Genomic DNA, 20,833 nt, shown 5'->3' with positions numbered 1-20,833 from the left:
GCCATGACCCGGGCCTGGAAAGTGTCGTCGCTGTTGATCGCTGCCCTGCCGCTGAACGTGTGTGCGGCCGATCAATGGATCGTGGCCACCGATCTGTGGGGCAACACCCACTATCAGACCCTGCACCTGGAGGTGCAGGGAACAGCGGTCAGCGGCACGCTCGATGGCGACCCGATCCGCGGCACGCTGGCCGACCACGCGTTGGCGTTCACCGCCACCGGCAGCGACGGGCAGGTCTACCGCTACAGCGGGCGCATCGACGCTGCGCGCATGCAGGGCCAGAGCGACCAGCCGGACACCAACAACCGCGCCGCGCGTGCACAGCACGCTTTCAGCGCATGGAAGGTGCCCGCGCGCACCCAGGCGACGGCACAGCGGCATGTGTTTACGCCCACCGGGTATTCCAACACCTTCAGTGCCGACCGCGCGCCCGTGCTGGTCATCCAGCCCGGCGATTCGGTGGCGACCAGGACGCTCGATTCCGGCGGCGTGGACGAGCACGGCGTCACCCGCGCCCTGTTCGGCAACCCGCAGGTGGGGCCGTTCTTCGTGGCCGGCGCCGAGCCGGGCGACACGCTGGCGGTCACGCTGACATCGCTGAAGCTCAACCGCGACTACGCCGACAGCCTGGACGGCATCGTAAGCCGGCTGAAGACCGCGCGCGTGGCGGCCGACACCACTGCGCTGGGCAAGCCGGTACGCTGGGAACTGGATCGCGCCCGCGGAGTAGCACGCCCCAAGGACCCGAGTGCTGCGCTCAAGCACTTCGACGTGCCGGTCAAGCCGATGCTGGGCGGCCTGGCCGTGGCCCCCGGCTTCGGCTATCCGCCGTTCTCCACCGGCGATACCGGCGACTTCGGCGGCAACATGGATTTCAATGCCGTGGTGGAAGGCAACACCGTGTACCTGCCGGTGCAGCAACCCGGCGCCCTGCTCTACCTGGGCGACGGGCATGCACTGCAGGGCGACGGCGAAACCACGCAGTGGGCGCTGGAAACCTCGCTCGACGTGGAGGTGAAGGTGGCGCTGGTGAAACGCCAGTCGATCGTCACCCCACGGGTCGAATCGCCTACCCAGATCATGACCCTCGGCCAGGCCGGTTCCACTGACGACGCCCTGCGCGTGGCCACCGCCGGCATGCTGCAGTGGCTGCGCCAGGGCTACGGGCTGAGTGTGTCCGACGCCACCCAGGTGCTCGGCGTGGCCGTGCAGTACAGCGTGGCCAATCTGGCCGGGCGCAGCGTGGGCGTGGCGGCGAAGCTGGACAAGGCCGTGCTGCGAACCTTGCCGCCGGCGGCGCCCGTCGCCAAGGACTAGGCGCGCGCCGAACACCGCCGGGTGCGGCAGCGTCAGGCGTTGACGTCGACCACCGTGCGGCCCTGCACCTTGCCCTCCAGCACCTGCGTGGCCACCGCCGGCACCTCGGCCAGCCCGACAACCCGCGTGGTGCGGGCCAGCTTGCGCAGGTCCAGGTCCGTCGCCAGGCGGGCCCAGGCCTGCTGCCGAACCGGCAGCGGTGCGTTGACCGAATCGATGCCGGCCAGGGTGACGTTGCGCAGGATGAAGGGCAGCACCGAGCCCGGCAGGTCCGCGCCCTGGGCCAGCCCGAACGCGGCCACCACGCCGCGGTAGCGCGTCTGCGCCAGCACGTTGGCCAGCGTGTGGCTGCCGACCGAATCGATGGCACCGGCCCAGCGCTCCTTGCCGATCGGCGCGCCCGGCTCGGACAGCGTGTGCCGGTCGATCACCTCGGCCGCGCCGAGATCCTTGAGGTAGTCGGCCTCTTCCAGCCGGCCGGTAGAGGCCAGCACGCGATAACCCAGGCCGGACAGCAGCGCGATGGCGATGGAACCGGCGCCGCCATTGGCGCCGGTCACCAGGATCTCGCCGTGGGCAGGCGTGAGGCCACCGTGTTCCAGCGCCAGCACCGACAGCATCGCGGTATACCCGGCTGTGCCGATGGCCATCGCATCGCGCGTGCTGAACGCGTCGGGCACCTTGACCAGCCAGTTGCCCGGCACCCGCGCCCGCTGCGCATAGCCGCCATGGTGGGTCTGGCTGAGCCCATAGCCATTCAGCAGCACGCGGTCGCCGGGCACGATGCCGGCGTGACTGGAACGTTCCACCACACCGGCCAGGTCGATGCCGGGAATCATCGGGAACGTGCGGATCACCGGCGAGCGACCCGACAGGGCCAGCGCATCCTTGTAGTTCACCGTCGAGTACTCGACCGCGATCGTCACTTCGCCGGGCATCAGGTCGGCGTCGTCCAGATCCACCTGGCGGGTGCTGATCGAATCGCCATTGTTGGTCGCAAGTAGTACCTTGAACGTCATGCCAATCTCCGGTGCGGGGGAATCAACTGTGCGCGGAAAGCGCGGTGGCATCCAGTCGCAGTGTCCTGCGGATGCCGCGATCGGGCCCGCTGGCGGCCGCGACGTGGCCGCCGTCACCGCAACCTCGATGCCCTGGCACACCGGGGACGTCGAGCCACTAGACGACCGGTCTAATCCGCGGTAGAGTAGCTCCCATGAACTCCGCCTCCGCCCCTGACACCATCGACGCCCGCGACAGGATCCTTGCGACCGGCCAACGCATCATGGGCGGCAAGGGTTTCTCGGCGGTCGGGCTGAACGAGGTGCTCAGCGCCGCGGGCGTGCCGAAGGGCTCGTTCTACCACTACTTCGGCTCCAAGGAGGCCTTCGGCGAGGCCCTGCTCGAGGACTACTTCGCGGCCTACCTGGCCGACATGGAGCGTGTTTTCCGCCTGCCGGGCCTGACCAAGGCGCAGCAGCTCGATGCCTACTTCGACGCCTGGCGGGCCAACCAGTCCTTCGACGACTGCCAGGGCAAGTGCCTGGCCGTGAAGCTGGGCGCCGAAGTGGCCGACCTCTCGGCCAGCATGCGCGCGGCCCTGCAGCGCGGCACCGCCGGCATCGTCACCCGCCTGGCCGGCGCACTCCAGGCCGGCGCCACCGAGGGCTCACTGCACCTCCACGACGACCCCGCTACGGTGGCGCAGAGCCTGTACCAGCTGTGGCTGGGCGCCAGCATCATGGTCAAGATCGTCCGCTCCACCCAGCCGTTCGATGCCGCGCTGGCCACCACCCGTCAGATCGTCCCCCCCACCGCTTGACCCGCCAGACCCGGCGCATTCCTGCCGGCACACGTCGTACTGCGTTCCCTTGATTTGCCCCCAAAGTAGACGACCGGTCTACTCACAACCTCCCAGGAGCACCCGCATGAAGATCCTCATCGTCCTTACCTCGCACGACCAGCTTGGCGACACCGGCCGCAAGACCGGTTTCTGGCTGGAAGAACTGGCTGCGCCCTATTACACCTTCAAGGACGCCGGCGCCACGCTCGTGCTGGCCTCGCCCAAGGGCGGCCAGCCGCCGCTGGACCCGAAGAGCAACGAGCCGGACTTCCAGACCGATCTCACCCGCCGCTTCGAGGCCGACGCCGACGCGACCGCACAACTGGACAGCACCGTGCGCCTGGACAGCGTGGACCCGGCCGACTTCGACGCGGTGTTCTACCCCGGCGGCCACGGCCCGCTGTGGGACCTGGCCAATGACCGCCATTCCATCGCGCTGATCGAGGCATTCACCGCCGCCAACAAGCCGGTCGCCCTGGTCTGCCACGCCCCGGGCGTGCTGCGCGATGTCACCACCGCCGAGGGCACGCCGCTGGTCGCGGGCCGGAAGGTCACCGGCTTCACCAACAGCGAAGAAGCCGGCGTCGGCCTCACCGACGTGGTGCCGTTCCTGGTCGAAGACATGCTCAAGGCGGCCGGCGGTGAGTATTCGAAGGGCCCGGACTGGGGCTCGTACGTGGTCCGCGATGGGCTGCTGATCACCGGGCAGAACCCGTCCTCGTCGGCGGAAACCGCCGCGGCGCTGGTGAAGCAGCTGGGCGGCAGCGACCAGGCCTGACCCGGTCCGCCAGGCAGGGCGCGCGGTTGCCCTGCCTGGCGACACCACGGCAGCGACACGCACCCGCGTGATCGCCTGTGCTGCTCAGGCCACCGGTTCGCCGCGCGCCCACGCCTGGCGCGCGGCATGCAGGCTCATGCGATTGGCGCCGCCGGCCATGTCGGGCCGCGCGGCTTGGCTGGGGTCGTCCTCCCATCCGCAGCGGCTGCAGATCTCGTAGCCGCCGGCCTCCAGCAGGCCGCGGTGCCCGCAACAGGGACACGGCAGCAGCGGCGTAGTGGCGTTGATCGAGTTCATGGTGGCGCCATGCTATCGCAGCGTTGCACGCACTACGGCGAATGTGCCGGCCGCGATGGCCAGCCAGAACACCAGGCCGACAAGCGTGCAGGCGGCATCGGACGGCGTCTTTTCGGGGCGCACCCAGCGCAGGATCCGGTAGCCGGTGCCCTGGATGACGATCTCGATGAAGACGTCGAAGAACAGCCACGCCACCAGGCGCAGGATGCCGCCAACGACACTCCCGGTCACGTCGTCGATCGGCATTCGCACTCCCTGCGCTGCGCTCCGGGGCACGGCCCCCGCCGCGCGATCTTATCGCTGACGCTGCATCCGCGACAACGCGTCCGGGTCTTCGCCGCCACGACCGCATCTTCAACTCATCTGCCCTGAATCGCGGACCCGCGCCGACGCGGTGGAGGGCGTCACGTATCCGAATGTTACAAATGCGAATGGCTTGCATTACAATTGTTAACAGATTCTGAAATTCCCCACATGGACGTCCCAGCCATCGCCAGCGGACCCCCTTACCCAAGGAGTACTGCGTCGATGTTGTTCCCCTCCCCCTCCCTCGCCTCCCACCGCTCCGGCAGCGCGCTGGCCCTGGCCATCGGCCTGGCCCTCAGCGCACAGGTCCACGCCGACGCCAGCGCGGACGCGGCCTCGGCCAAGCAGATGGACACCGTGGTGGTCACCGCCACCGGCGCCCAGCAATGGATCAAGGATGCCCCGGCCAGCATCAGCGTGATCACCCGCGAGGAGATCGAGCGCAAGCCGGTCACCAGCATCGGCCAGCTGCTCAGCACCGTGCCCGGCGTGACCGGCGGTTATGCGCTGTCCGGCGCGCAATCGAAGATCAAGCTGCGCGGGCTCCCCGAGCAGTACACCCTGATCCTCATCGACGGCCGCCGCCAGGGCAATTCCGCGGGCGTCAATTACCGCGACGACCTCGGCCCGCAGGATCTGAACTGGCTCTCCCCGGACATGATCGAACGCATCGAGGTGGTGCGTGGGCCGATGTCCTCGCTGTACGGGTCCGATGCGATGGGCGGGGTGATCAACATCATCACCCGCAAGATCGCCGATCACTGGGGTGGCTCGGTCACCTTCAACTACAGCAAACCCGATTCGGACACGCGCGGCGACACCACCCAGATGGGCGCGCTGTTCAGTGGTCCGCTGACCGAGAACCTGGGCCTGCGCGTCGGCGCCAACGTGACCAACCGCGAATCCGACACCGGTGCACGGCAGACCCCGGGCAGCAAGGCCGAGAACGCCAACGCGCGGCTCGACTGGCGCATCAACGATGACCACACGGTGGGCTTCGAGGCCTCGCGTGGCGAGCAGCGCAACAGCGGTGCCGGCGCGGTCGGTGCGTGGGGCCTGTCCAAGCTGGTACAGACCGGTTACGTGGCCACCCACGATGGCCGCTACGGCGATGCGTCCACCTCCAGGACCACGCTGGTGCAGAACGATTACGAAGACAAGGGCAGCACGGTCGGCAACCACGCCAAGGAGACGGTGTTCGATACCGCGTTCACCCGCAGCTTCCACTGGGGTTTCGAGCAGAGCCTCAACGTCGGCGGCCAGTGGAAGCGCGAGGAGCTGGAGAACCGCGACACCATCGGTACCGTGCCGGTGACCTGGACCGGCAGCGGGCGCATCAGCCCGACCAGCGAGGCCGATTCCTGGGCGCTGTTTGCCGAGGACCACATCACCCTGCACGAGCGCTTCGTCCTCACCGTGGGCCTGCGCTGGGACAACACCGACAACTACGATGACAACCTTAGCCCGCGCCTCTACGGCGTCTGGCACCCGGCCGATGCGTGGACGGTGCGCGGCGGCGTTTCGAAGGGCTTCCGTGCCCCCACCCTGAAGCAGGGCACCGCCGGTGCGGCAACCCAGTCCGGCGGCAACGGTTGCACCGCACTCACCGTGGAAGGCTGGACCAACCGCTCGGTGAGCGCCGATGGCACCACCGGCTGCTACATGGCCGGCAACCCGAACCTGGAGCCGGAAACCAGCACCAACTACGAGCTGGGCCTGGGCCTGGACAAGAATGGCTGGGCAGCCTCGGCGACCTACTTCCTCACCGATTTCGACGACAAGATCCAGCAGGTGCCGCTGCGCGACATCCCGGGCCAGACCACCAGCTTCGTCAACGGCTTCTGGTGGACGGTGGCGCAGAACATCCAGAAGGCCCGCACCCGTGGCGTGGAAGCCAGCGTGACCGTGCCGCTGCATGAGCGCCTGACCTGGACCACCAACGCCACCCGCATGCTGGAATCGAAAAACCGCACCACCGGTGCGAGCCTGCTGGTGGTGCCCAAGCTCACCGCCAACACCTCGCTGGACTGGCAGGTCACCGACGCATGGTCGTTGAACCTCAGCGCACAGCACATCGGCGAGCAGCTGGTGTCCTCCACCAGCGCCACCTTCGCCAAGGCCTACACGACCTGGGACCTGGTCACCGGCGTGGACGTCAACGAGCACCTGACCCTGCGCGCGGGCGTGCTCAACCTGGGCGACGTATCCACCATCGAGGAAGGCAACAACTACGACGGCGGCGCCCGCACGTTCTTCCTGGGCGCCACCGCGCGGTTCTGACCGCCGCCGCCACGCACGCCAGGCCCGGCATCCGCCGGGCCTGGTTGCCGCCGCCGGCACTCGCCTACAACGTCCTGGCCCACAACTGCGAGACCTGCGGCTTGCCGAACAGCTGTTCGGGCTGCTCGGTCAGCAGTTCGAATCCCGCCTCGGCAAACAGTCGGCCCGCATCGACGAGCGCCGCGTTGGTCCACAACACCATCCGCCTGTAACCCACCGCCGCCGCGAACGCGATGGCCTCGTCCACCAGCCGGCGGCCGATACCCCGGCCGCGTGCGCTGGCGTCCACGTACAGCAGCCGCAGTTTGGCGGTCTGTGCGTCGTGGCGGACCACCAACACCGAGCCGACCGGCGTGCCCGCGCACTCGGCGATCCAGCAACGCTCGGTGCGCGCATCGTGCTCGCGCAGGTAGCGGGCGACGATGTCGGCCACCAGTGCCTCGAACTCGGTATTCCAGCCGTACTCGCGCGCGTACAACGCACCGTGCCGGTGCACGACCCAGCCCATGTCACCCGGCCGCGGATCGCGCAGCACGTAGTCCGTGCCAGGCTCGGACAGCAGCCGCCGGATCTGCTCCATCGCCTCGACCAGTTGCGCCCGGCCGGCGGCGCTGAGCGCGCCGAGCAGGCGCGCGCCGGCCGCGCTGGCGGCGGCGTCCAGTTGGTTGGACACGGTACGCCCGGCATCGGTCAAGACCAGCACGCTGGCCCGTGCATCGTGCACGGCAGGCCGGCGCGCCAGCACACCGCGCATTTCCAGTCCGGCCAGCAAGCGGCTCACGTAGCCGGCAGTGAGGCGCAACAGCCGGCACAGGTCGGCAGCGGTCACGCCGTCGCGGCAGGCCAGCTCGAGCAGCACCCGCACCTCGGTGGGGTTGAAATCACCGCGTACCAGGCCCTCTTCCAGCATGGCGAGGTGGCGCGCGTAGTCGCGGTTGAACGCCTGCAGGCGGGCCACGTCGTTGGTCAGGGCGTCGGACATGTAGCTCCCCCATGAATGCCTTTGGCAAGTATTGATTGCCTTTGGCACCTATACCAGCCTTTTTTGTGACCGCCCGCGAAGTGCATGAGGCACAAACGAAAGATGCGTTGCAGTACGGTTTACGTTCTGTTAATTATTTGTGCGGCGCATCAGGGCCCTGGCGCGCAAGGAGAACCAACGGGATGACCCAGTAGACGAACGACACCTCCGACCCTCCAACTGCAAGGTGCATGCATGAACGACCGCATTGGCAAGTGTGTTCACGCTCCAAACGCAATCTCGTCATTGGCATCTGCGGTACACGTGGCGCTGGCCGCCACGCTGTTGGCCACCAGCTCGGTCGCGCTGGCACAGGACAGCACACCTCCGGCCGCGCCGGAGGCCTCCACCCTCGACACGGTCTCGGTGTTGGGCAGCCGCACCAAACCGCGCACCGTCTCGTCCTCGGCCGTGCCGATCGACATCATCAGCGGTGACGAATTCCGCAACCAGGGCGCCACCGACGCGCTGGACCAGCTGCGCGTGCTGGTGCCCTCGTTCAACGTCAGCACCATCCCCATCGACGATGCCGCCAGCCTGGTGCGCCCGGCCAACCTGCGCGGCCTGCCGCCGGACAACACCCTGCTGCTGGTCAACGGCAAGCGCTTCCATCGTGCCGCGGTGATCACCTTCCTCGGCCACGGTCTGTCCGACGGCGCGCAGGGCCCGGACCTGTCGGTGTTTCCGTCGCTGGCGCTGGAGCAGGTGGACGTGCTGCGCGATGGCGCCGCGGCCCAGTACGGCTCCGACGCGATCGCCGGTGTCATCAACTTCGGCCTGAAGAAGCTGCGCGAAGGCGGCAGTGCCGAGGTGTTCACCGGCAAGTACTACGAGGGCGACGGGCTCACCACCCAGTACTCGGCGCAGATCGGCCTGCCGCTGACGGCCCGCGGGTTTGCCACGCTCACCGCCGAATGGCGCAAGGCCGACGACACCTCGCGCAGCGTGCAGCGCGACGATGCCGCCGCGGCCATTGCCGCCGGCTACCCCGGCGTGGGCCAGCCCGCGCAGGTGTGGGGCTCGCCGCAGGTGGACAACGACCTCAAGCTGGTCGCCAACCTTGGCCTGACCACCGATGCGGTGGATTTCTACCTGTTCGGCAACTACGCCAAGCGCGACGTGGATGGCGGCTTCTACTTCCGCGACCCCACCGCCCGCTCGGGGGTGTACTCCAACGACGGCGGCGACAGCCTGCTGGTCGGCAACCTCAATGGCGCCGGTGCTGGCGCCTGCCCGGGCATCGCGTTGCGCGATGGCGCCGGCAACCTGCTGCCGTACAGTTCGGTCAGCGGTGCGGTCGCCGCGCTGCCCTCCAACTGCTACACCTTCCTGTCCAGCCTGCCCGGCGGCTTCACCCCGCGCTTCGGCGGTTCGCTGGAGGACATGTCGCTGGTGGCCGGTGCCAAGGGCCTGTGGGGCGACTGGTACTGGGACGTAAGCGGCTCCTGGGGCCGCAACGACATCGACTTCATCATCTACAACACGGTCAACGCGTCGTTGGGGCCGGACCAGCCCGAGGGCCTGCGGTTCCATCCCGGTGGCAACACCCAGACCGAGAAGAACCTCAACGTCGACGTGAGCCGTGATATCGCCACCCGCTTCACCAGCCAGCCGCTGCGCCTGGCACTGGGCGCGGAGTGGCGCGAGGAGAGCTTCAAGATCAGTCCTGGCGATGGCCCGTCCACCGCGATCGGCCCGCTCACCTCGCAGGGCTTCGCGCTGGGCTCCAACGGCTTCAACGGCTTCAGTTCGCGCACCGCCGGCACCTTCGACCGCCGCAACTGGGCGGCCTATGCGGACCTGGAGGCGCAGCTCACCGAGCGCGTACTGCTGGCCGGCGCAGTGCGCTATGAGGACTACGATTCGTTCGGCAGCACCACCACCGGCAAGTTGACCGCGCGCTTCGACGTCAACGAGCAGTTTGCCGTGCGCGGCGCCTTCAATACCGGCTTCCGCGCCCCCACCCCGGGGCAGGCCAACATCAGCCAGATCAGCACCGTGTTCGGCGGCACCGCCCTGGAGGACATCGCCACGCTGCCGCCGACCAATGCCATCGCCCAGCTCAAGGGCGCCCAGCCGTTGACCCCGGAGAAGTCCAGGAACGCATCGCTGGGTGCGGTCTGGACCCACGGCGACTGGTTGGTGACCCTGGATGGCTACCAGATCAAGGTAAAGGACCGGATCGCGCTGAGCACCAGCTTCGTGGTCACCCCCGAAGAGCGCGCGGCGCTGGTGCTCGGCGGCAACCCCGAGGCGGCCTCGATCTCGCAGGTGACCTACTTCGGCAATGCCTTCGACACCACCACCACCGGCGTGGACCTGGTGACCAGCTACAAGAGCGACCACTTCGGCGGCACCACCACCTACTCGCTGGCCGCCAACTGGAACCGCACCGAGGTGGACCGCTACGACACCGACTTCATCGATGCCGCGCGCGTGTACAAGCTGGAGAAGTCACTGCCCAGGACCAAGGGCTACTTCAGCATCCACCACCAGCGCAAGGTGTTCCACGCCAACCTGCGCCTGAACTACTACGGCTCCTGGTACGAGGACCACCTGGACAGCGGGGTGATTTCGGCCGCCGACGGCGGCCTGCCGATCTACGGCGGCAGCGCGCTGATCGTGGATGCCGACGTGGGCTGGACGTTCGACTCGGGGCTGTACGTCAGCGTTGGCGCGCAGAACCTGTTCGACCGGGTGCCGTCGAAGAACCCCTGGTCCGGCGTGGCCGGTGCGGAATACCCGGTGCACTCGCCGTATGGCTTCAACGGCGGCTTTTACTACGCGCGGGTGGGCTGGAAGTTCTGATCCCAGGGGGCGAAGCGGCGCGGCGGGATCTGCCGGGATCCCGCCGCGTGCTGCTCATGCACCGTCGCCAACCACCAGCGCACGCGCCCGTCGTTCCAGCTCGGCCGCGGTGAACGGCTTGGTCAGCACCTGCATGCCGGGCTCCAACTGGCCGGCCCCCACCGCGGCGGAGGCGGCGTAGCCGGTGATGAACAGCACTGGCAGCGCCGGTCGCAGCTGGCGACCGGCGTCGGCCACCTGGCGGCCATTGAGCCCGCCGGTCAGGCCAACGTCGGTGACCAGCAGGTCGATGCCCTCGTTGGACTGCAGGATCTCGATCGCGCGGCCACCTTCCGGCGCCTGCAGCACGCGGTAGCCGGAACTGGACAACACCTCGGTGACCAGTGCCCGGATCGCATCGTCGTCTTCCACCACCAGCACCGTGCCCACGTTGCCCGCCGGCGCCGCGCCGGCCTCGTCGGGCGGCGTCGGCGTGGACGCGTCGGCGGCATCACCGAGGAAACGCGGCAGGTAAAGGTGCACCGTGGTGCCCTGCCCGGGCTGCGAGTCGATCCGCACCTGGCCACCGGACTGGCGGGTGAAACCATAGATCATCGACAGGCCAAGGCCGGTGCCCTGGCCGATGGGCTTGGTGGTGAAGAACGGTTCGAACGCCTTCTCGATGACCGCCGCGTCCATGCCGGTGCCGGTGTCGGCCACCGACAGCCGCACGTACTCGCCAGCGGGGATATCCAGCTGCGCAGCCGCCGGGTCGGCCAGGGCCACATTGGCGGTGCCGATCGCCAGCGGGCCGCCCGCGGGCATCGCATCGCGGGCGTTGATGCACAGGTTGAGCAGCGCGTTTTCCAACTGCGGCACGTCCACCAGCACCGCCCACGGCGCGGGGGCCAGGTCGGTGGAAATGGCGATGGACGGGCCCAGCGTGCGCGAGATGATATCGAGCATCCCGCCCACCATCGCCTCCACCACCACGGGGGTGGGCGCGAGGGTCTGGCGGCGCGAGAAGGCCAGCAGCCGCTGGGTCAACGCGGTGGCGCGGGCCGCACTGGCCTGTGCCATCTCCAGGTAGCGCCCCACGTCGTCGTAGCGTTGCTGGTCGATCCGCAGTTCCAGCAGTTCCAGGCCGACGGAGATGGAGGTCAGCAGGTTGTTGAAATCGTGCGCGAGACCGCCGGTCAGCTGCCCCACCGCTTCCATCTTCTGGCTCTGGCGCAGGCGCTCCTCGGCCACCTGCAGCTCGGCGCTGCGGGCCTGCACGCGCTCTTCCAGGGTCTGGGTGAGCTGGCGCAGCTGGGTTTCGGCCAGCCGGCGCTCGGTCACGTCCGAGGCCGTGCCGAACCACTCGGTCACCGCGCCGGCGTCATCCAGCAATGGCACCGCGCGCATCAGCACCCAGCGCACGCTGCCATCGGCCAGCAGGGCGCGGTGTTCCAGCCGCAGCGGCTGGCGCGTGGCCATCGCCTGGGCGATGGCGGCCTCCAGCAGCGGGCGGTCGTCGGGGTGGACGCGCTCCTCGCGCCAGCCGGTGACCGCCGGCAAGGCCCCGTCCGCCGCACCGGCGCCGGCGATCGGCCGCATCTCCTGCCAGTCCGCCGACATCGCATACAGCGACTGCGACGAGGCACTCACCAGCGCACCCAGGCGGCGTTCGCTGTGGGCCAGTTCGCTGTTGGCACGTTGCTGCTCGGTGCGGTCGCCGAGCACCTTGACGAAGCCGCGCACCGCACCGTCGCTGTCGCGCAGGGCGGTCATCGCCCCGTTCGCCCAGAAACGTTCGCCCGACCTGCGTTGCAACCAGCGCTCGCCGCTGACCCCGCCGCAGACCATGCAGGCCCGCTGGTTGGTTTCCAGCCGCCGGGCCTGGATGTCCTCCTCGGTATAGATGCGTTCCACGCTGCGCCCGAGCATCTCCGCTTCGGTCCAGCCGAAGAGGTGCTCGGCACCGGTATTCCACAGCGTCACCCTGCCCTCCATGTCCGAGGCCACGATGGCGTAGTCGCTGGCACTGTCGATGATCTGCCGGTGGCGCGCCTCGACGTCGCGCATGGAGCGCTGCAACTGCACGTGCGGGGTGATATCCAGGCCCTGCACGAACACGCCGGCCGTGTGGCCGTCATCGCCGAGCACCGGCTGGAACACGATATCGAGCTGGCGCTGGCCGCCGGCGCGATCGCCGGCGCTGGGGGGATCGTAGATGACCTCGCTGCCGATATAGGTTTCGCCGGTGCGGTACACCTGGTCCAGCAGCGGCAGGAAGCCCTGTTCGACCACTTCGGGCAGCGCGTCGCGGATGCACGTGCCCGGCACCGCGCGGTCACCGACCAGGCGCTGGTAGCCCGGGTTGACCAGCTCGATGCGGTGCTCCGGCCCGCTGAGGAAGGCCATGAACATCGGCGATTTGTCGAACAGCGCGATCAGCCGCTCGTTCTCGCGGGCCAGCCGCTGCTGCGCCACCAGCACCTCGGTGACTTCCTTGGTGACGCAGAACGCGCCGCCGACGCTGCCGTCATCCAGATAGAGGGGCGAGAACGAAAAGGTCCACCAGGTGTCCTCCGGCACGCCGCGGCGGCTCATCGCCACCGGCATGTTCTCGAACCGCGAGGACTCGCCGGCAAAGGCGGCCTCGATCGGCGCACGCACCGCGTCCCAGGCATCGGCCCACAGTTCGCGCAACGGCGCGCCCAGCGCACCCTCCAGGCGTGGGCCCAGGATGGGGCGGTAGGCATCGTTGAAGAAAAACGTCAGCGCCGTGCCCCATACCACGTACATGCTTTCCGGCGAGGCCAGCATCAGGTTCACCGCATTGCGCAGCGCGCCGGGCCAGGTGTCCACCGGCCCCAGCGGCGTGGCCTGCCAGTCATGCCGACGGACCTGCTCGGCCATCGGCCCGGTGCCACCGGGGAAGTGCACGCCGGCCGCGCTCAAACGGCAGGCTCCGGCAACGCGCGGGTCGGCGCCGCGCACGCGCGGGCGGCAGGCAATACGGGGACAGGCAACATCGGAACACCGGACCTTGGGCTGGAAGCGTTGCAGACGCAGACGAAAGGCGGCTGGCACCTGCCAGCCGCCCGTGGTGGGTCAGCAATTTACGCCAATCGCGGCAATACCGCGTCAACACAGGCGCGCCTCGTCGTGCGCGCCTGCAAGGCGGCCCAGCGTGGCTCAGCGCGGCGCTGCGGGCGCCGTGCCGGGGGTGATGCGCCAGATCGTGTTGGCCAGGTCGTCGGCCACGATCAGTGCCCCGCGCGGGTCCACCGTGACTCCCACCGGGCGGCCGCGCGTGCGGCCATCCTCACCACGGAATCCGGACACCACATCGACCGGCGCGCCCGCCGGACGCCCGTTGCTGAAGGGCACGAAGACGACCTTGTAACCCACCGGCGGGTTGCGGTTCCAGCTGCCGTGTTCGCCGACGAACACCCCGTCGGCGAACGGCGCGCCCATCGCCGGCGTGGAGAACGCCACGCCGAGCGCGGCCACGTGCGAGCCCAGCGCGTAATCCGGCGCGATCGCCGAGGCCACCTTCTGCGGGTTCTGCGGCATCACCCGGGTGTCCACGTTCTTGCCCCAGTAGCTGTAGGGCCAGCCGTAGAAGCCGCCCTCGCGCACCGAGGTGAGGTAATCGGGCACCAGGTTGGGGCCGATCTCGTCGCGCTCGTTGACCACCGCCCACAGCGCACCGGTGCCGGGTTGGATCGCCAGCGCGGTGGGGTTGCGCAGGCCGGTCGCAAAGGGCCGGTGCGCGCCGGTGGCGGCGTCGATCTGCCAGACCTGGGCGCGGTCCAGTTCCACCGCCATGCCGCGCTCGGTGATGTTGCTGTTGGAGCCGATGCCCACGTACAGGTAGCGGCCATCGGCGCTGGCGGCCAGCGACTTGGTCCAGTGGTGGTTGATGGCCGACGGCAGGTCGGTGACCTTGGTCGGCGGTGCGGCCGCGAGGGTCTGGCCGGGCTGGTAGTCGAAACGGACCAGCGCATCCTGGTTGGCGACGTAGATCGCATTGCCGATCATCGCCAGGCCATAGGGCGCGTTGAGCTTGTCGGCGAATACCGTCTTCATTTCGTACACGCCGTCGCCGTCGGCATCGCGCAGCAGGGTCAGGCGGTTGCCGCTCTTGACCGCGGTATTGCCCTTGGCCTTGATCTTGCCGGCAATCACGTCCTTGGGCTTGAGGTTGGGCGCGCTGCCACCGCGTCCCTCGGCCACCAGGATGTCGCCGTTGGGCAGCACCAGGGTCTGCCGCGGGATGGCCAGGTCGGTGGCAATCGCGCTGACGCGGTAGCCGTTGGGCACGGTGGGCACGCGGTCGCCCCATGCGGCCGGCTTGGCGATGGTCATGTCCGGCATCACGCCACGGTGCGGCGCGGGCAACTCGGGCGTGGCGCCGATCTGGTTCAGCGGCGGGGCCTTCTGGCTGCACGCGGCCAGCGCGGCGGCCAGCACGGAGACGGCAAGGATCCGAACGGTACGGCGGTTCATCGCACACCTCCCACGCGCAGGCTGGCAAACCCGATCCAGGTGGCCAGCAAGGCCAGCACGGTAACGATCACCGACCACACCAGCGCACCGGGCATGATCGCCCAGGCGTCGCGGGCGTGATGCAGTGCGTTGATGAAGCCGACCACCCAGGTGGCAGCCAGCACCAGCACATACCCCAGGCGGCGCGTGCGCCGGACCAGGCCGACGATGCCGCACAACAGCGCCAGCGTGGTGAACACCATCGCCCCCACCAGCAGCCAGGCAGCGAAGTTGGCCCACTGGATTTCGTAGCTGCTCCAGTAGGCGTAATCAGCCAACAGCGCGCCGAGGAACAGCGGCAACACGCCGCCCAGCACCGCGGCGTGGAACGGATGGATGGCCCAGGATCGGGGCGGGACGGCAGTGGACACCATGGCTGTCTCCTCGGGAACGCGGATACGGAAGCCTGGATGCTGCCAGCGCCGGCGGCTGCGTGGCGTGATGCTACGACCAGCGGCGGCCAGGCTTGCCCCTCCGCAGCACCAGCAGCGCCACGCGCCGGTGGGCCACCGTGTCCTCGCTCAGTACTGCCGCACCGCGCTCGCCGCCAGGTGGCGTTCGGCGTCGGTCACCGACGCCACCCGCGCCACCGTGAGCACCGACCACACGGGCAGCCGCCACTGCGGATCGACCACCTTGTGCAGCACCGCCACCTGCAGGGTTCCGTCGGCGTGCTGCACGATCCGCTCCAGCCGCTCCGGCTCGGCACGGTAATGCTCGGACACCACCACCTCGCCCGCGATGGGCGCGAACATCCAGATTCCACCGTGCTTCTCTTCCATGCCCGTCCCTGTGCGGCGCCGACGCGGGTGGCCGGATCGCTCGCCTGTGCCGGCATTCTATCCCGCCGTGCCACTTGTGCCGGCAGGCCCTCGCCGCGTCGCGTCGTTCTGGTGCCGCTGCGCCGCTGATACGCGGGTGCTGCATCCTGGGGCGACACGCACGTTCATCGCAGGCTCCTGGCGGATGCGCATCCGGGCAGGGTCCAATGCGCCCATCCGACGGTGACGGGGGACGTGGCGCCGATGGGGCCGGCAGGCGAGTGGCGATCGGTGGGTGGGCCACCTGGCCGCGCGATCAGTGCGCGCCGGCACCGGGAAGCGCGGCGGCCGCGTCCCGAACCTCGGGGCAACGCGTTTCATAGCCGGCCAGTGGCAGCGCCTCGATCTGTCTGGCCAGCGCCTGCGGATGGTCGGTGCGCGCGACCGCAGCGGCGATGGACTGGATCGCGCTGGTGTAGCACAGGCCCGCGTCGACCTGCCGGGAGAATGCGCCGAGCCAGAAAAATACCGGCGCCACGCTGGCGATGAACGCGATCCCGATCCACCGACGGGGACCCGATGTGTCCCTGGCCGTCAGCAGATAGGCCAACGCCATCACGATCAACCCCACGCACATCATCAGCATCGCGGCCTTCCTTTTCCCTTCCCTGGGCGCGGGTATCACCTGCAGCCGACACCGTTGGCCACACGTTGGCACGCGGGTACCCGGGCTGGGGACGAGGCGCCGGCGGGTGCAGCCGTGGCTCCGGAGCGGACCCCTGCCGACCGCTGCCGCCCTGCTGCTTTCACGGGCCGATCATTGCCCGGGCGCGGTAATACGCCCGTGCAACATCGCCCTTCCCTCCTGCCAGGAATGCGTATGTACAGCCGACTCCCCGGCGTCACGATACTGCTGTGTGCCACCCTGCTCAGCGCCGGCTGCGGCACTGCCCAGATCAAGCGCTGGAGCAAGCCGGGCGCCAGCGAGGCGCAGAAGCAGCAGGACCTTGCCGAATGCGATTACGACGCCTCCAAGGCCACCGTGGGGGATGGCAGGGCGCCGCGCAGCACCGATGACGCGGTGGGCGACGGCGTGGTGCGGGGCATGGAGAAGTCCGACCTGATCAAGACGTGCATGCGCGTCCGCGGTTACCGCGGCTGAGGAGACCTTCTGTGATGAAATCGCTCCTGATTCTGCTGGCCGTGGCCAGTTGCGGCGTGCCGGGCGCGGGTGCCGCGCAGGCCGCGGCGAGAACCTCCGATGGCATGGCCTGCGACAGCCCGAACCAGTCGCAGGTCGGGCTCAACCAGTGCGCCGGGATCGGTGCCAAGGCCGCCGACGACGAGCTCAACCGGGTGTATGCCCAGGTGCTGGCGGCCAATGCCGCCGAGACCGCCTTCGTGACCCGGTTCAAGGCCGCCCAGCGTGCCTGGCTTGCCTTCCGCGACGCACAGATCGCCGCCCGCTTCCCCGATCCCCGCAATGCCGGCAGCGTGTTGCCGATGTGCCAGAGCAGCGAGTACGAACTGCTCACCCGCGACCGCGTGAAGCAGCTCAGGCAATGGCTGGATGGAACCGAGGAAGGCGACGTGTGCGCCGGCTCCTATCCGATCGGCGGCCGGTAACGGCGCCGGCAGCGGTCGCTGCGCGACGTTGCCGCCGCGCAGCGCAGCCAGGTGTGGCAGCCAGCGTTACTTGCTGGCCACCGCATCCTGCAGCTTTTCGATGGCCTGGTCGGCGGTGAATGTGTTCGGCTTCTGGATCTTGGGGAAGTCGATGAAGGTTTCGTTGAACCTGGTCAGCAACGCGATCGCACCGTAGACGATGTAGACGTGGTTGATGTACCAGTCCCAGTACGTGTTGGAGGTGACATCGGCGAACTCGTACGGGTCGGTGCGCAGGTTGTAGATCTTGGGAATGCGCATGGCCGTGAACGGTTCGCCCCAGAGCTGCATGGTGCCCTTGCAGCGCTGTTCCATGAACGTCACTTTCCAGTTGTCGTAGCGGATGCCCAGCATGTCGCCATCGTCGGAGATGTAGACGAACAGGTTGCGCGGGGAGGCATCCGCCTTGCCGGTCAGGCGCGGCAGCAGGCTCACCCCGTCGATGTGGTTCTTGTAGGTGCGCCCGATGGCCTTGACGCCCTTCTTCAGGTCATCCACGACGGTCTTGTTGCCGGCCAGCTCCAGGAACGTGGGCAGCCAGTCATGGTGCTGCACGATGTCGTTGGAGATCGTGCCCGGCTTGATCTTGCCGGGGTAACGCACCACCAGCGGGATGCGGAACGCGCCCTCCCAGTTGGTGTCCTTCTCGCTGCGGAACGGGGTCATGCCGCCATCGGGCCACGAGTTGCGGTGCGGGCCATTGTCGGTGGAGTACACCACCAGCGTGTCATCGGCGATGCCCAGTTCGTCCAGGTAGTCCAGCAGCGAGCCCACGTTCTTGTCGTGGTCGATCATGGTGTCGTGGTACGGCGACTGCCAGCGCCCGGCCTGGCCCAGGCTTTCCGGCTTGGTGTGGGTATACAGGTGCATGTGGGTGAAGTTGACCCAGACGAAGAACGGCGTGTCTTCGTCGTTGGCCTCCTTGATGAACCCCTTGGCGCGCTCGGCGAAGTCGTCATCGCAGGTGAGCATGCGCTTGCGGTCCAGCGGGCCGGTATCCTCGATCTTCTGCTTGCCCACCTTGCCCCAGCGCGGCTGCTCGGTGCTGTCATCGGCATCGGTGGCGAAGCTGTGGATCACCCCGCGCGGCTTGATGGTGTCGATGAACTTGCCGAACTCCTTCTCGGGGAAGTAGTCGTACATCTCCGGCTCTTCCTCGGCATTGAGGTGGTAGAGGTTGCCGTAGAACTCATCGAAGCCGTGGTTGGTGGGCAGCATGTGGTTGAGGTCGCCCAGGTGGTTCTTGCCGAACTGGCCGGTGGTATACCCCTCGTTCTTCAGCAGCGCGGCGATCGTCACGATTTTTTCGTTCATGCCCACCGGCGCGCTGGGGATGCCGACCTTGGACAGGCCGGTGCGCAGCACGCTCTGGCCGGTGATGAAGGAGGACCGGCCCGCGGTGCAGGATTGCTCGCCATACGCGTCGGTGAACAGCATGCCCTCGTTGGCCAGGCGATCGATATTGGGGGTCTGGTAGCCCATCAATCCGTGGGTATAGCAGCTCAGATTGGAGATGCCGATGTCGTCGCCCCAGATCACGAGGATGTTGGGCTTTTTGGATGCGCTGGCCATGCAAGTCTCCGGGGACGGGGTGGCTTGATGGTCCTCGTCGTGCGCCGATGCAGCCAGCGTGTTTCTACTTAGCGGGCCTCAGTAAGTCTTCGTCTCGCCCACCCTGGGCGGCGGTCGGCCAGGCAGTGCTCGGCACGCGGCGTCCTGCCCGCATTCAGTGCGACGCTTCAGCTCCCAACATTGCTGCATGGGCCCCCAGCTCAGAGCACCTTGAGGCCCTTGAGCCACTGTTCCACCAGGGCCGGCCACGCAGACACCGGCTGTGCGCTGGGCCGCACGCCGAATGCATGCCCGCCGCTGGCAAACAGGTGCACCTCGGCCGGCACCCCGGCCTCGTCGAGCGCTCGGGCATACACCGTGCTGTTGCAGATCTTGTCGACCGGGTCGTCCCACGCCTGCAGCAGGAAGGTCGGCGGCGCCTCGGCGGTGACCGTCAAGCCGGGATCGAGGGTGCCGCCGGCGCGACACAGGTGCCCCGGATAGAGCGCGATGGCGAAATCCGGGCGACTGCTCACCTGGTCCACCGCATCCACGGCGCGGTAGCGCGGCGCAAGCTGGTTGCTGGTCTGCGCGACCAGATAACCGCCGGCCGAAAATCCGATGACGCCGATCTTCGCCGGGTTCACGCCGAGCCCGCCGGCACGCGAGCGCACCAGCCGGATCGCCCGCTGCGCGTCCTGCAGCGCGAACGGCACCGGGGGCGTGATGTGGCAGTTGCAGTCCTTGTTCCAGTAGTGGTTGCCGCCGGGCACGCGGTACTTCACCAGTACGCAGGTGATGCCGCGCGAGGTCACCCAATCGCAGATCTCCGTGCCTTCGATATCGATGGCGAGGATGCTGAAGCCGCCGCCAGGGAAGACGATGATCGCCGCGTCGGTTGCCACGCCCTTCGGCGGCACGATGGTCAGGGTGGGCACGCTGACGTTGGCGACCGCCAGGTAGCCGTGCCCGCCCGGCGCGCTGACCGCGGTCACCGACTCGCTGGGCGCCGCCGCCTGGGCAGCGTCGGGCGCGCCGTTGGGCCACAGCGCAACCTGGGCCAGCCCAGCGGGCGGCGTCCATGCAGCGGGCGTGGCAGCCTCGGCAGCGGACGCTGCTGTCACCCCCAGGCAGGCTACCAGGCCCGCCAGTGCGCAGCGGCGCAAGCGCTCACGCATCGCCGGGGGTGCCGCAAGGCGCGCGTGCGAGTGGCTGGTAAGCCCCGTCGAAATCCAGGTAGTCCTCGTGCAGGCCCTGCACCAGGCGGCCGGTGGGCTCGCCGTCGGCATCGGTCTCCATCAGTTGCCAGCCCGGCGTGTCCGCGCCCTGCGCCATCGCGCCGTCGTCGAGCGTCATCACGAACCCGTTGCCCAGCGCCCGGCCGTAGGCCAGCAGCAGCGCCTCCAGCGCCGCAGGCGCCACGGCCGCCTGCAGGGCAGTCAAGGTGTCCTGCAGATCCGGCCGGTCGTACACCGCCTCGGCAAGCGTGTCCTGCACGGCATCGGCCAGATGGTGCACATCACGCAGCAGCAGGAACCGCGCGAACTGCGGGATGTTCTCGTCAAGCTCGCTGCTCACCCAGTCGCGGGGATCGACGCAGCCCGCCGCCTGCATCGCGTCGGCCAGTTGTGTGCGGCGGTTCGTGGGGGGTGAGGGAACAGTCATGGGCGGCGGCCTGGGCATCAGGCAAT

At 68.6% G+C, this 20,833-nt stretch carries 19 protein-coding genes; 7 read left to right on the top strand and 12 right to left on the bottom strand.

Annotated features, from left to right (window positions below):
- Positions 1-3 precede the first annotated feature (3 nt).
- A complete protein-coding gene (locus AC1DGC_RS13345) occupies positions 4-1,317 on the top strand; it encodes an acetamidase/formamidase family protein (RefSeq protein WP_478048064.1) in 1,314 nt (437 codons plus the stop codon).
- Between the two features lie 32 nt (positions 1,318-1,349).
- Here AC1DGC_RS13345 and acuI read toward each other — a convergent pair whose 3' ends face one another.
- Entirely contained in the window at positions 1,350-2,336 is a 987-nt protein-coding gene (gene acuI, locus AC1DGC_RS13340; protein WP_478048063.1) for an acrylyl-CoA reductase (NADPH), read from the bottom strand.
- 194 nt (positions 2,337-2,530) lie between these two features.
- Between acuI and AC1DGC_RS13335 the strand changes: the two genes are divergently transcribed.
- Positions 2,531-3,136 carry a TetR/AcrR family transcriptional regulator gene (locus AC1DGC_RS13335; RefSeq protein WP_478048062.1) on the top strand — a complete coding sequence of 202 codons (606 nt, stop codon included), beginning with the start codon at positions 2,531-2,533 and terminating at the stop codon, positions 3,134-3,136.
- A gap of 106 nt (positions 3,137-3,242) precedes the next feature.
- Positions 3,243-3,935, top strand: a complete 693-nt coding sequence (locus AC1DGC_RS13330) for a type 1 glutamine amidotransferase domain-containing protein (protein ID WP_478048061.1) — start codon at positions 3,243-3,245, stop codon at positions 3,933-3,935.
- 84 nt (positions 3,936-4,019) lie between these two features.
- On the opposite strand, the gene AC1DGC_RS13325 is transcribed toward AC1DGC_RS13330, so the two are convergent.
- Together AC1DGC_RS13325 and AC1DGC_RS13320 are read right to left on the bottom strand one after the other, a co-directional pair.
- Entirely contained in the window at positions 4,020-4,232 is a 213-nt protein-coding gene (locus tag AC1DGC_RS13325) for a CPCC family cysteine-rich protein (protein WP_259202828.1), read from the bottom strand.
- A 12-nt stretch (positions 4,233-4,244) separates the two neighbouring features.
- Positions 4,245-4,478 (bottom strand): hypothetical protein, encoded by a 234-nt coding sequence (locus AC1DGC_RS13320; RefSeq protein WP_394162175.1) that lies wholly within the window; start codon positions 4,476-4,478, stop codon positions 4,245-4,247.
- Between the two features lie 282 nt (positions 4,479-4,760).
- Between AC1DGC_RS13320 and AC1DGC_RS13315 the strand changes: the two genes are divergently transcribed.
- A complete protein-coding gene (locus tag AC1DGC_RS13315) occupies positions 4,761-6,818 on the top strand; it encodes a TonB-dependent receptor domain-containing protein (protein WP_478048060.1) in 2,058 nt (685 codons plus the stop codon).
- A 64-nt stretch (positions 6,819-6,882) separates the two neighbouring features.
- On the opposite strand, the gene AC1DGC_RS13310 is transcribed toward AC1DGC_RS13315, so the two are convergent.
- Positions 6,883-7,800: a bifunctional helix-turn-helix transcriptional regulator/GNAT family N-acetyltransferase gene (locus AC1DGC_RS13310; protein WP_478048059.1), complete on the bottom strand. Its 918-nt coding sequence runs from the start codon at positions 7,798-7,800 to the stop codon at positions 6,883-6,885.
- A 285-nt stretch (positions 7,801-8,085) separates the two neighbouring features.
- Here AC1DGC_RS13310 and AC1DGC_RS13305 point away from each other — a divergent pair, with 285 nt between their 5' ends.
- Positions 8,086-10,647 carry a TonB-dependent receptor plug domain-containing protein gene (locus AC1DGC_RS13305; protein ID WP_478048058.1) on the top strand — a complete coding sequence of 854 codons (2,562 nt, stop codon included), beginning with the start codon at positions 8,086-8,088 and terminating at the stop codon, positions 10,645-10,647.
- A gap of 54 nt (positions 10,648-10,701) precedes the next feature.
- Here the strand turns inward: AC1DGC_RS13305 and AC1DGC_RS13300 are convergent, their stop codons facing one another.
- The 5 genes from AC1DGC_RS13300 to AC1DGC_RS13280 all read right to left on the bottom strand — a co-directional run bounded on the left by AC1DGC_RS13300 (position 10,702) and on the right by AC1DGC_RS13280 (position 16,572).
- Positions 10,702-13,530 (bottom strand): hybrid sensor histidine kinase/response regulator, encoded by a 2,829-nt coding sequence (locus tag AC1DGC_RS13300; RefSeq protein ID WP_478048189.1) that lies wholly within the window; start codon positions 13,528-13,530, stop codon positions 10,702-10,704.
- Between the two features lie 279 nt (positions 13,531-13,809).
- On the bottom strand, positions 13,810-15,126 hold the full coding sequence (locus tag AC1DGC_RS13295) for a PQQ-dependent sugar dehydrogenase (RefSeq protein ID WP_478048057.1): 1,317 nt from the start codon (positions 15,124-15,126) through the stop codon (positions 13,810-13,812).
- Complete coding sequence (locus tag AC1DGC_RS13290) at positions 15,123-15,539, bottom strand: DUF2231 domain-containing protein (protein WP_259202834.1); 417 nt, start codon at positions 15,537-15,539, stop codon at positions 15,123-15,125. The genes AC1DGC_RS13295 and AC1DGC_RS13290 overlap by 4 nt, the downstream gene beginning before the upstream one ends.
- 147 nt (positions 15,540-15,686) lie before the next feature.
- Positions 15,687-15,920: a hypothetical protein gene (locus AC1DGC_RS13285; protein ID WP_394162187.1), complete on the bottom strand. Its 234-nt coding sequence runs from the start codon at positions 15,918-15,920 to the stop codon at positions 15,687-15,689.
- 322 nt (positions 15,921-16,242) lie between these two features.
- Positions 16,243-16,572 carry a hypothetical protein gene (locus AC1DGC_RS13280; RefSeq protein WP_478048056.1) on the bottom strand — a complete coding sequence of 110 codons (330 nt, stop codon included), beginning with the start codon at positions 16,570-16,572 and terminating at the stop codon, positions 16,243-16,245.
- A 234-nt stretch (positions 16,573-16,806) separates the two neighbouring features.
- Here AC1DGC_RS13280 and AC1DGC_RS13275 point away from each other — a divergent pair, with 234 nt between their 5' ends.
- Together AC1DGC_RS13275 and AC1DGC_RS13270 are read left to right on the top strand one after the other, a co-directional pair.
- Positions 16,807-17,088 carry a hypothetical protein gene (locus AC1DGC_RS13275; protein WP_394162190.1) on the top strand — a complete coding sequence of 94 codons (282 nt, stop codon included), beginning with the start codon at positions 16,807-16,809 and terminating at the stop codon, positions 17,086-17,088.
- A gap of 14 nt (positions 17,089-17,102) precedes the next feature.
- The gene (locus AC1DGC_RS13270) at positions 17,103-17,552 is read left to right on the top strand and encodes a lysozyme inhibitor LprI family protein (RefSeq protein ID WP_394162192.1); all 450 of its coding nucleotides are present in this window, start codon (positions 17,103-17,105) and stop codon (positions 17,550-17,552) included.
- A gap of 66 nt (positions 17,553-17,618) precedes the next feature.
- Here the strand turns inward: AC1DGC_RS13270 and AC1DGC_RS13265 are convergent, their stop codons facing one another.
- The 3 genes from AC1DGC_RS13265 to AC1DGC_RS13255 form a co-directional block, all read right to left on the bottom strand.
- Positions 17,619-19,163 carry an arylsulfatase gene (locus tag AC1DGC_RS13265; RefSeq protein ID WP_478048055.1) on the bottom strand — a complete coding sequence of 515 codons (1,545 nt, stop codon included), beginning with the start codon at positions 19,161-19,163 and terminating at the stop codon, positions 17,619-17,621.
- 200 nt (positions 19,164-19,363) lie between these two features.
- Positions 19,364-20,266, bottom strand: a complete 903-nt coding sequence (locus AC1DGC_RS13260) for an alpha/beta hydrolase (RefSeq protein WP_478048054.1) — start codon at positions 20,264-20,266, stop codon at positions 19,364-19,366.
- A 46-nt stretch (positions 20,267-20,312) separates the two neighbouring features.
- Positions 20,313-20,807, bottom strand: coding sequence for a hypothetical protein (locus AC1DGC_RS13255; RefSeq protein WP_259202842.1), 495 nt, complete (start codon positions 20,805-20,807; stop codon positions 20,313-20,315).
- Between the last annotated feature and the right edge of the window lie 26 nt (positions 20,808-20,833).

The organism is Stenotrophomonas sp. 05N37 (assembly GCF_056397365.1).
This window is presented reverse-complemented; position numbering and strand designations above follow the sequence as displayed.

Coding starts and splice junctions, on each gene's coding strand:
- AC1DGC_RS13345 (WP_478048064.1), top strand. CDS start 4: ATGACCCGGGCCTGGAAAGTGTCGTCGCTGTTGATCGCTGCCCTGCCG.
- acuI (WP_478048063.1), bottom strand. CDS start 2,336: ATGACGTTCAAGGTACTACTTGCGACCAACAATGGCGATTCGATCAGC.
- AC1DGC_RS13335 (WP_478048062.1), top strand. CDS start 2,531: ATGAACTCCGCCTCCGCCCCTGACACCATCGACGCCCGCGACAGGATC.
- AC1DGC_RS13330 (WP_478048061.1), top strand. CDS start 3,243: ATGAAGATCCTCATCGTCCTTACCTCGCACGACCAGCTTGGCGACACC.
- AC1DGC_RS13325 (WP_259202828.1), bottom strand. CDS start 4,232: ATGAACTCGATCAACGCCACTACGCCGCTGCTGCCGTGTCCCTGTTGC.
- AC1DGC_RS13320 (WP_394162175.1), bottom strand. CDS start 4,478: ATGCCGATCGACGACGTGACCGGGAGTGTCGTTGGCGGCATCCTGCGC.
- AC1DGC_RS13315 (WP_478048060.1), top strand. CDS start 4,761: ATGTTGTTCCCCTCCCCCTCCCTCGCCTCCCACCGCTCCGGCAGCGCG.
- AC1DGC_RS13310 (WP_478048059.1), bottom strand. CDS start 7,800: ATGTCCGACGCCCTGACCAACGACGTGGCCCGCCTGCAGGCGTTCAAC.
- AC1DGC_RS13300 (WP_478048189.1), bottom strand. CDS start 13,530: ATGGCCGAGCAGGTCCGTCGGCATGACTGGCAGGCCACGCCGCTGGGG.
- AC1DGC_RS13295 (WP_478048057.1), bottom strand. CDS start 15,126: ATGAACCGCCGTACCGTTCGGATCCTTGCCGTCTCCGTGCTGGCCGCC.
- AC1DGC_RS13290 (WP_259202834.1), bottom strand. CDS start 15,539: ATGGTGTCCACTGCCGTCCCGCCCCGATCCTGGGCCATCCATCCGTTC.
- AC1DGC_RS13285 (WP_394162187.1), bottom strand. CDS start 15,920: ATGTTCGCGCCCATCGCGGGCGAGGTGGTGGTGTCCGAGCATTACCGT.
- AC1DGC_RS13280 (WP_478048056.1), bottom strand. CDS start 16,572: ATGCTGATGATGTGCGTGGGGTTGATCGTGATGGCGTTGGCCTATCTG.
- AC1DGC_RS13275 (WP_394162190.1), top strand. CDS start 16,807: ATGTACAGCCGACTCCCCGGCGTCACGATACTGCTGTGTGCCACCCTG.
- AC1DGC_RS13270 (WP_394162192.1), top strand. CDS start 17,103: ATGAAATCGCTCCTGATTCTGCTGGCCGTGGCCAGTTGCGGCGTGCCG.
- AC1DGC_RS13265 (WP_478048055.1), bottom strand. CDS start 19,163: ATGGCCAGCGCATCCAAAAAGCCCAACATCCTCGTGATCTGGGGCGAC.
- AC1DGC_RS13255 (WP_259202842.1), bottom strand. CDS start 20,807: ATGACTGTTCCCTCACCCCCCACGAACCGCCGCACACAACTGGCCGAC.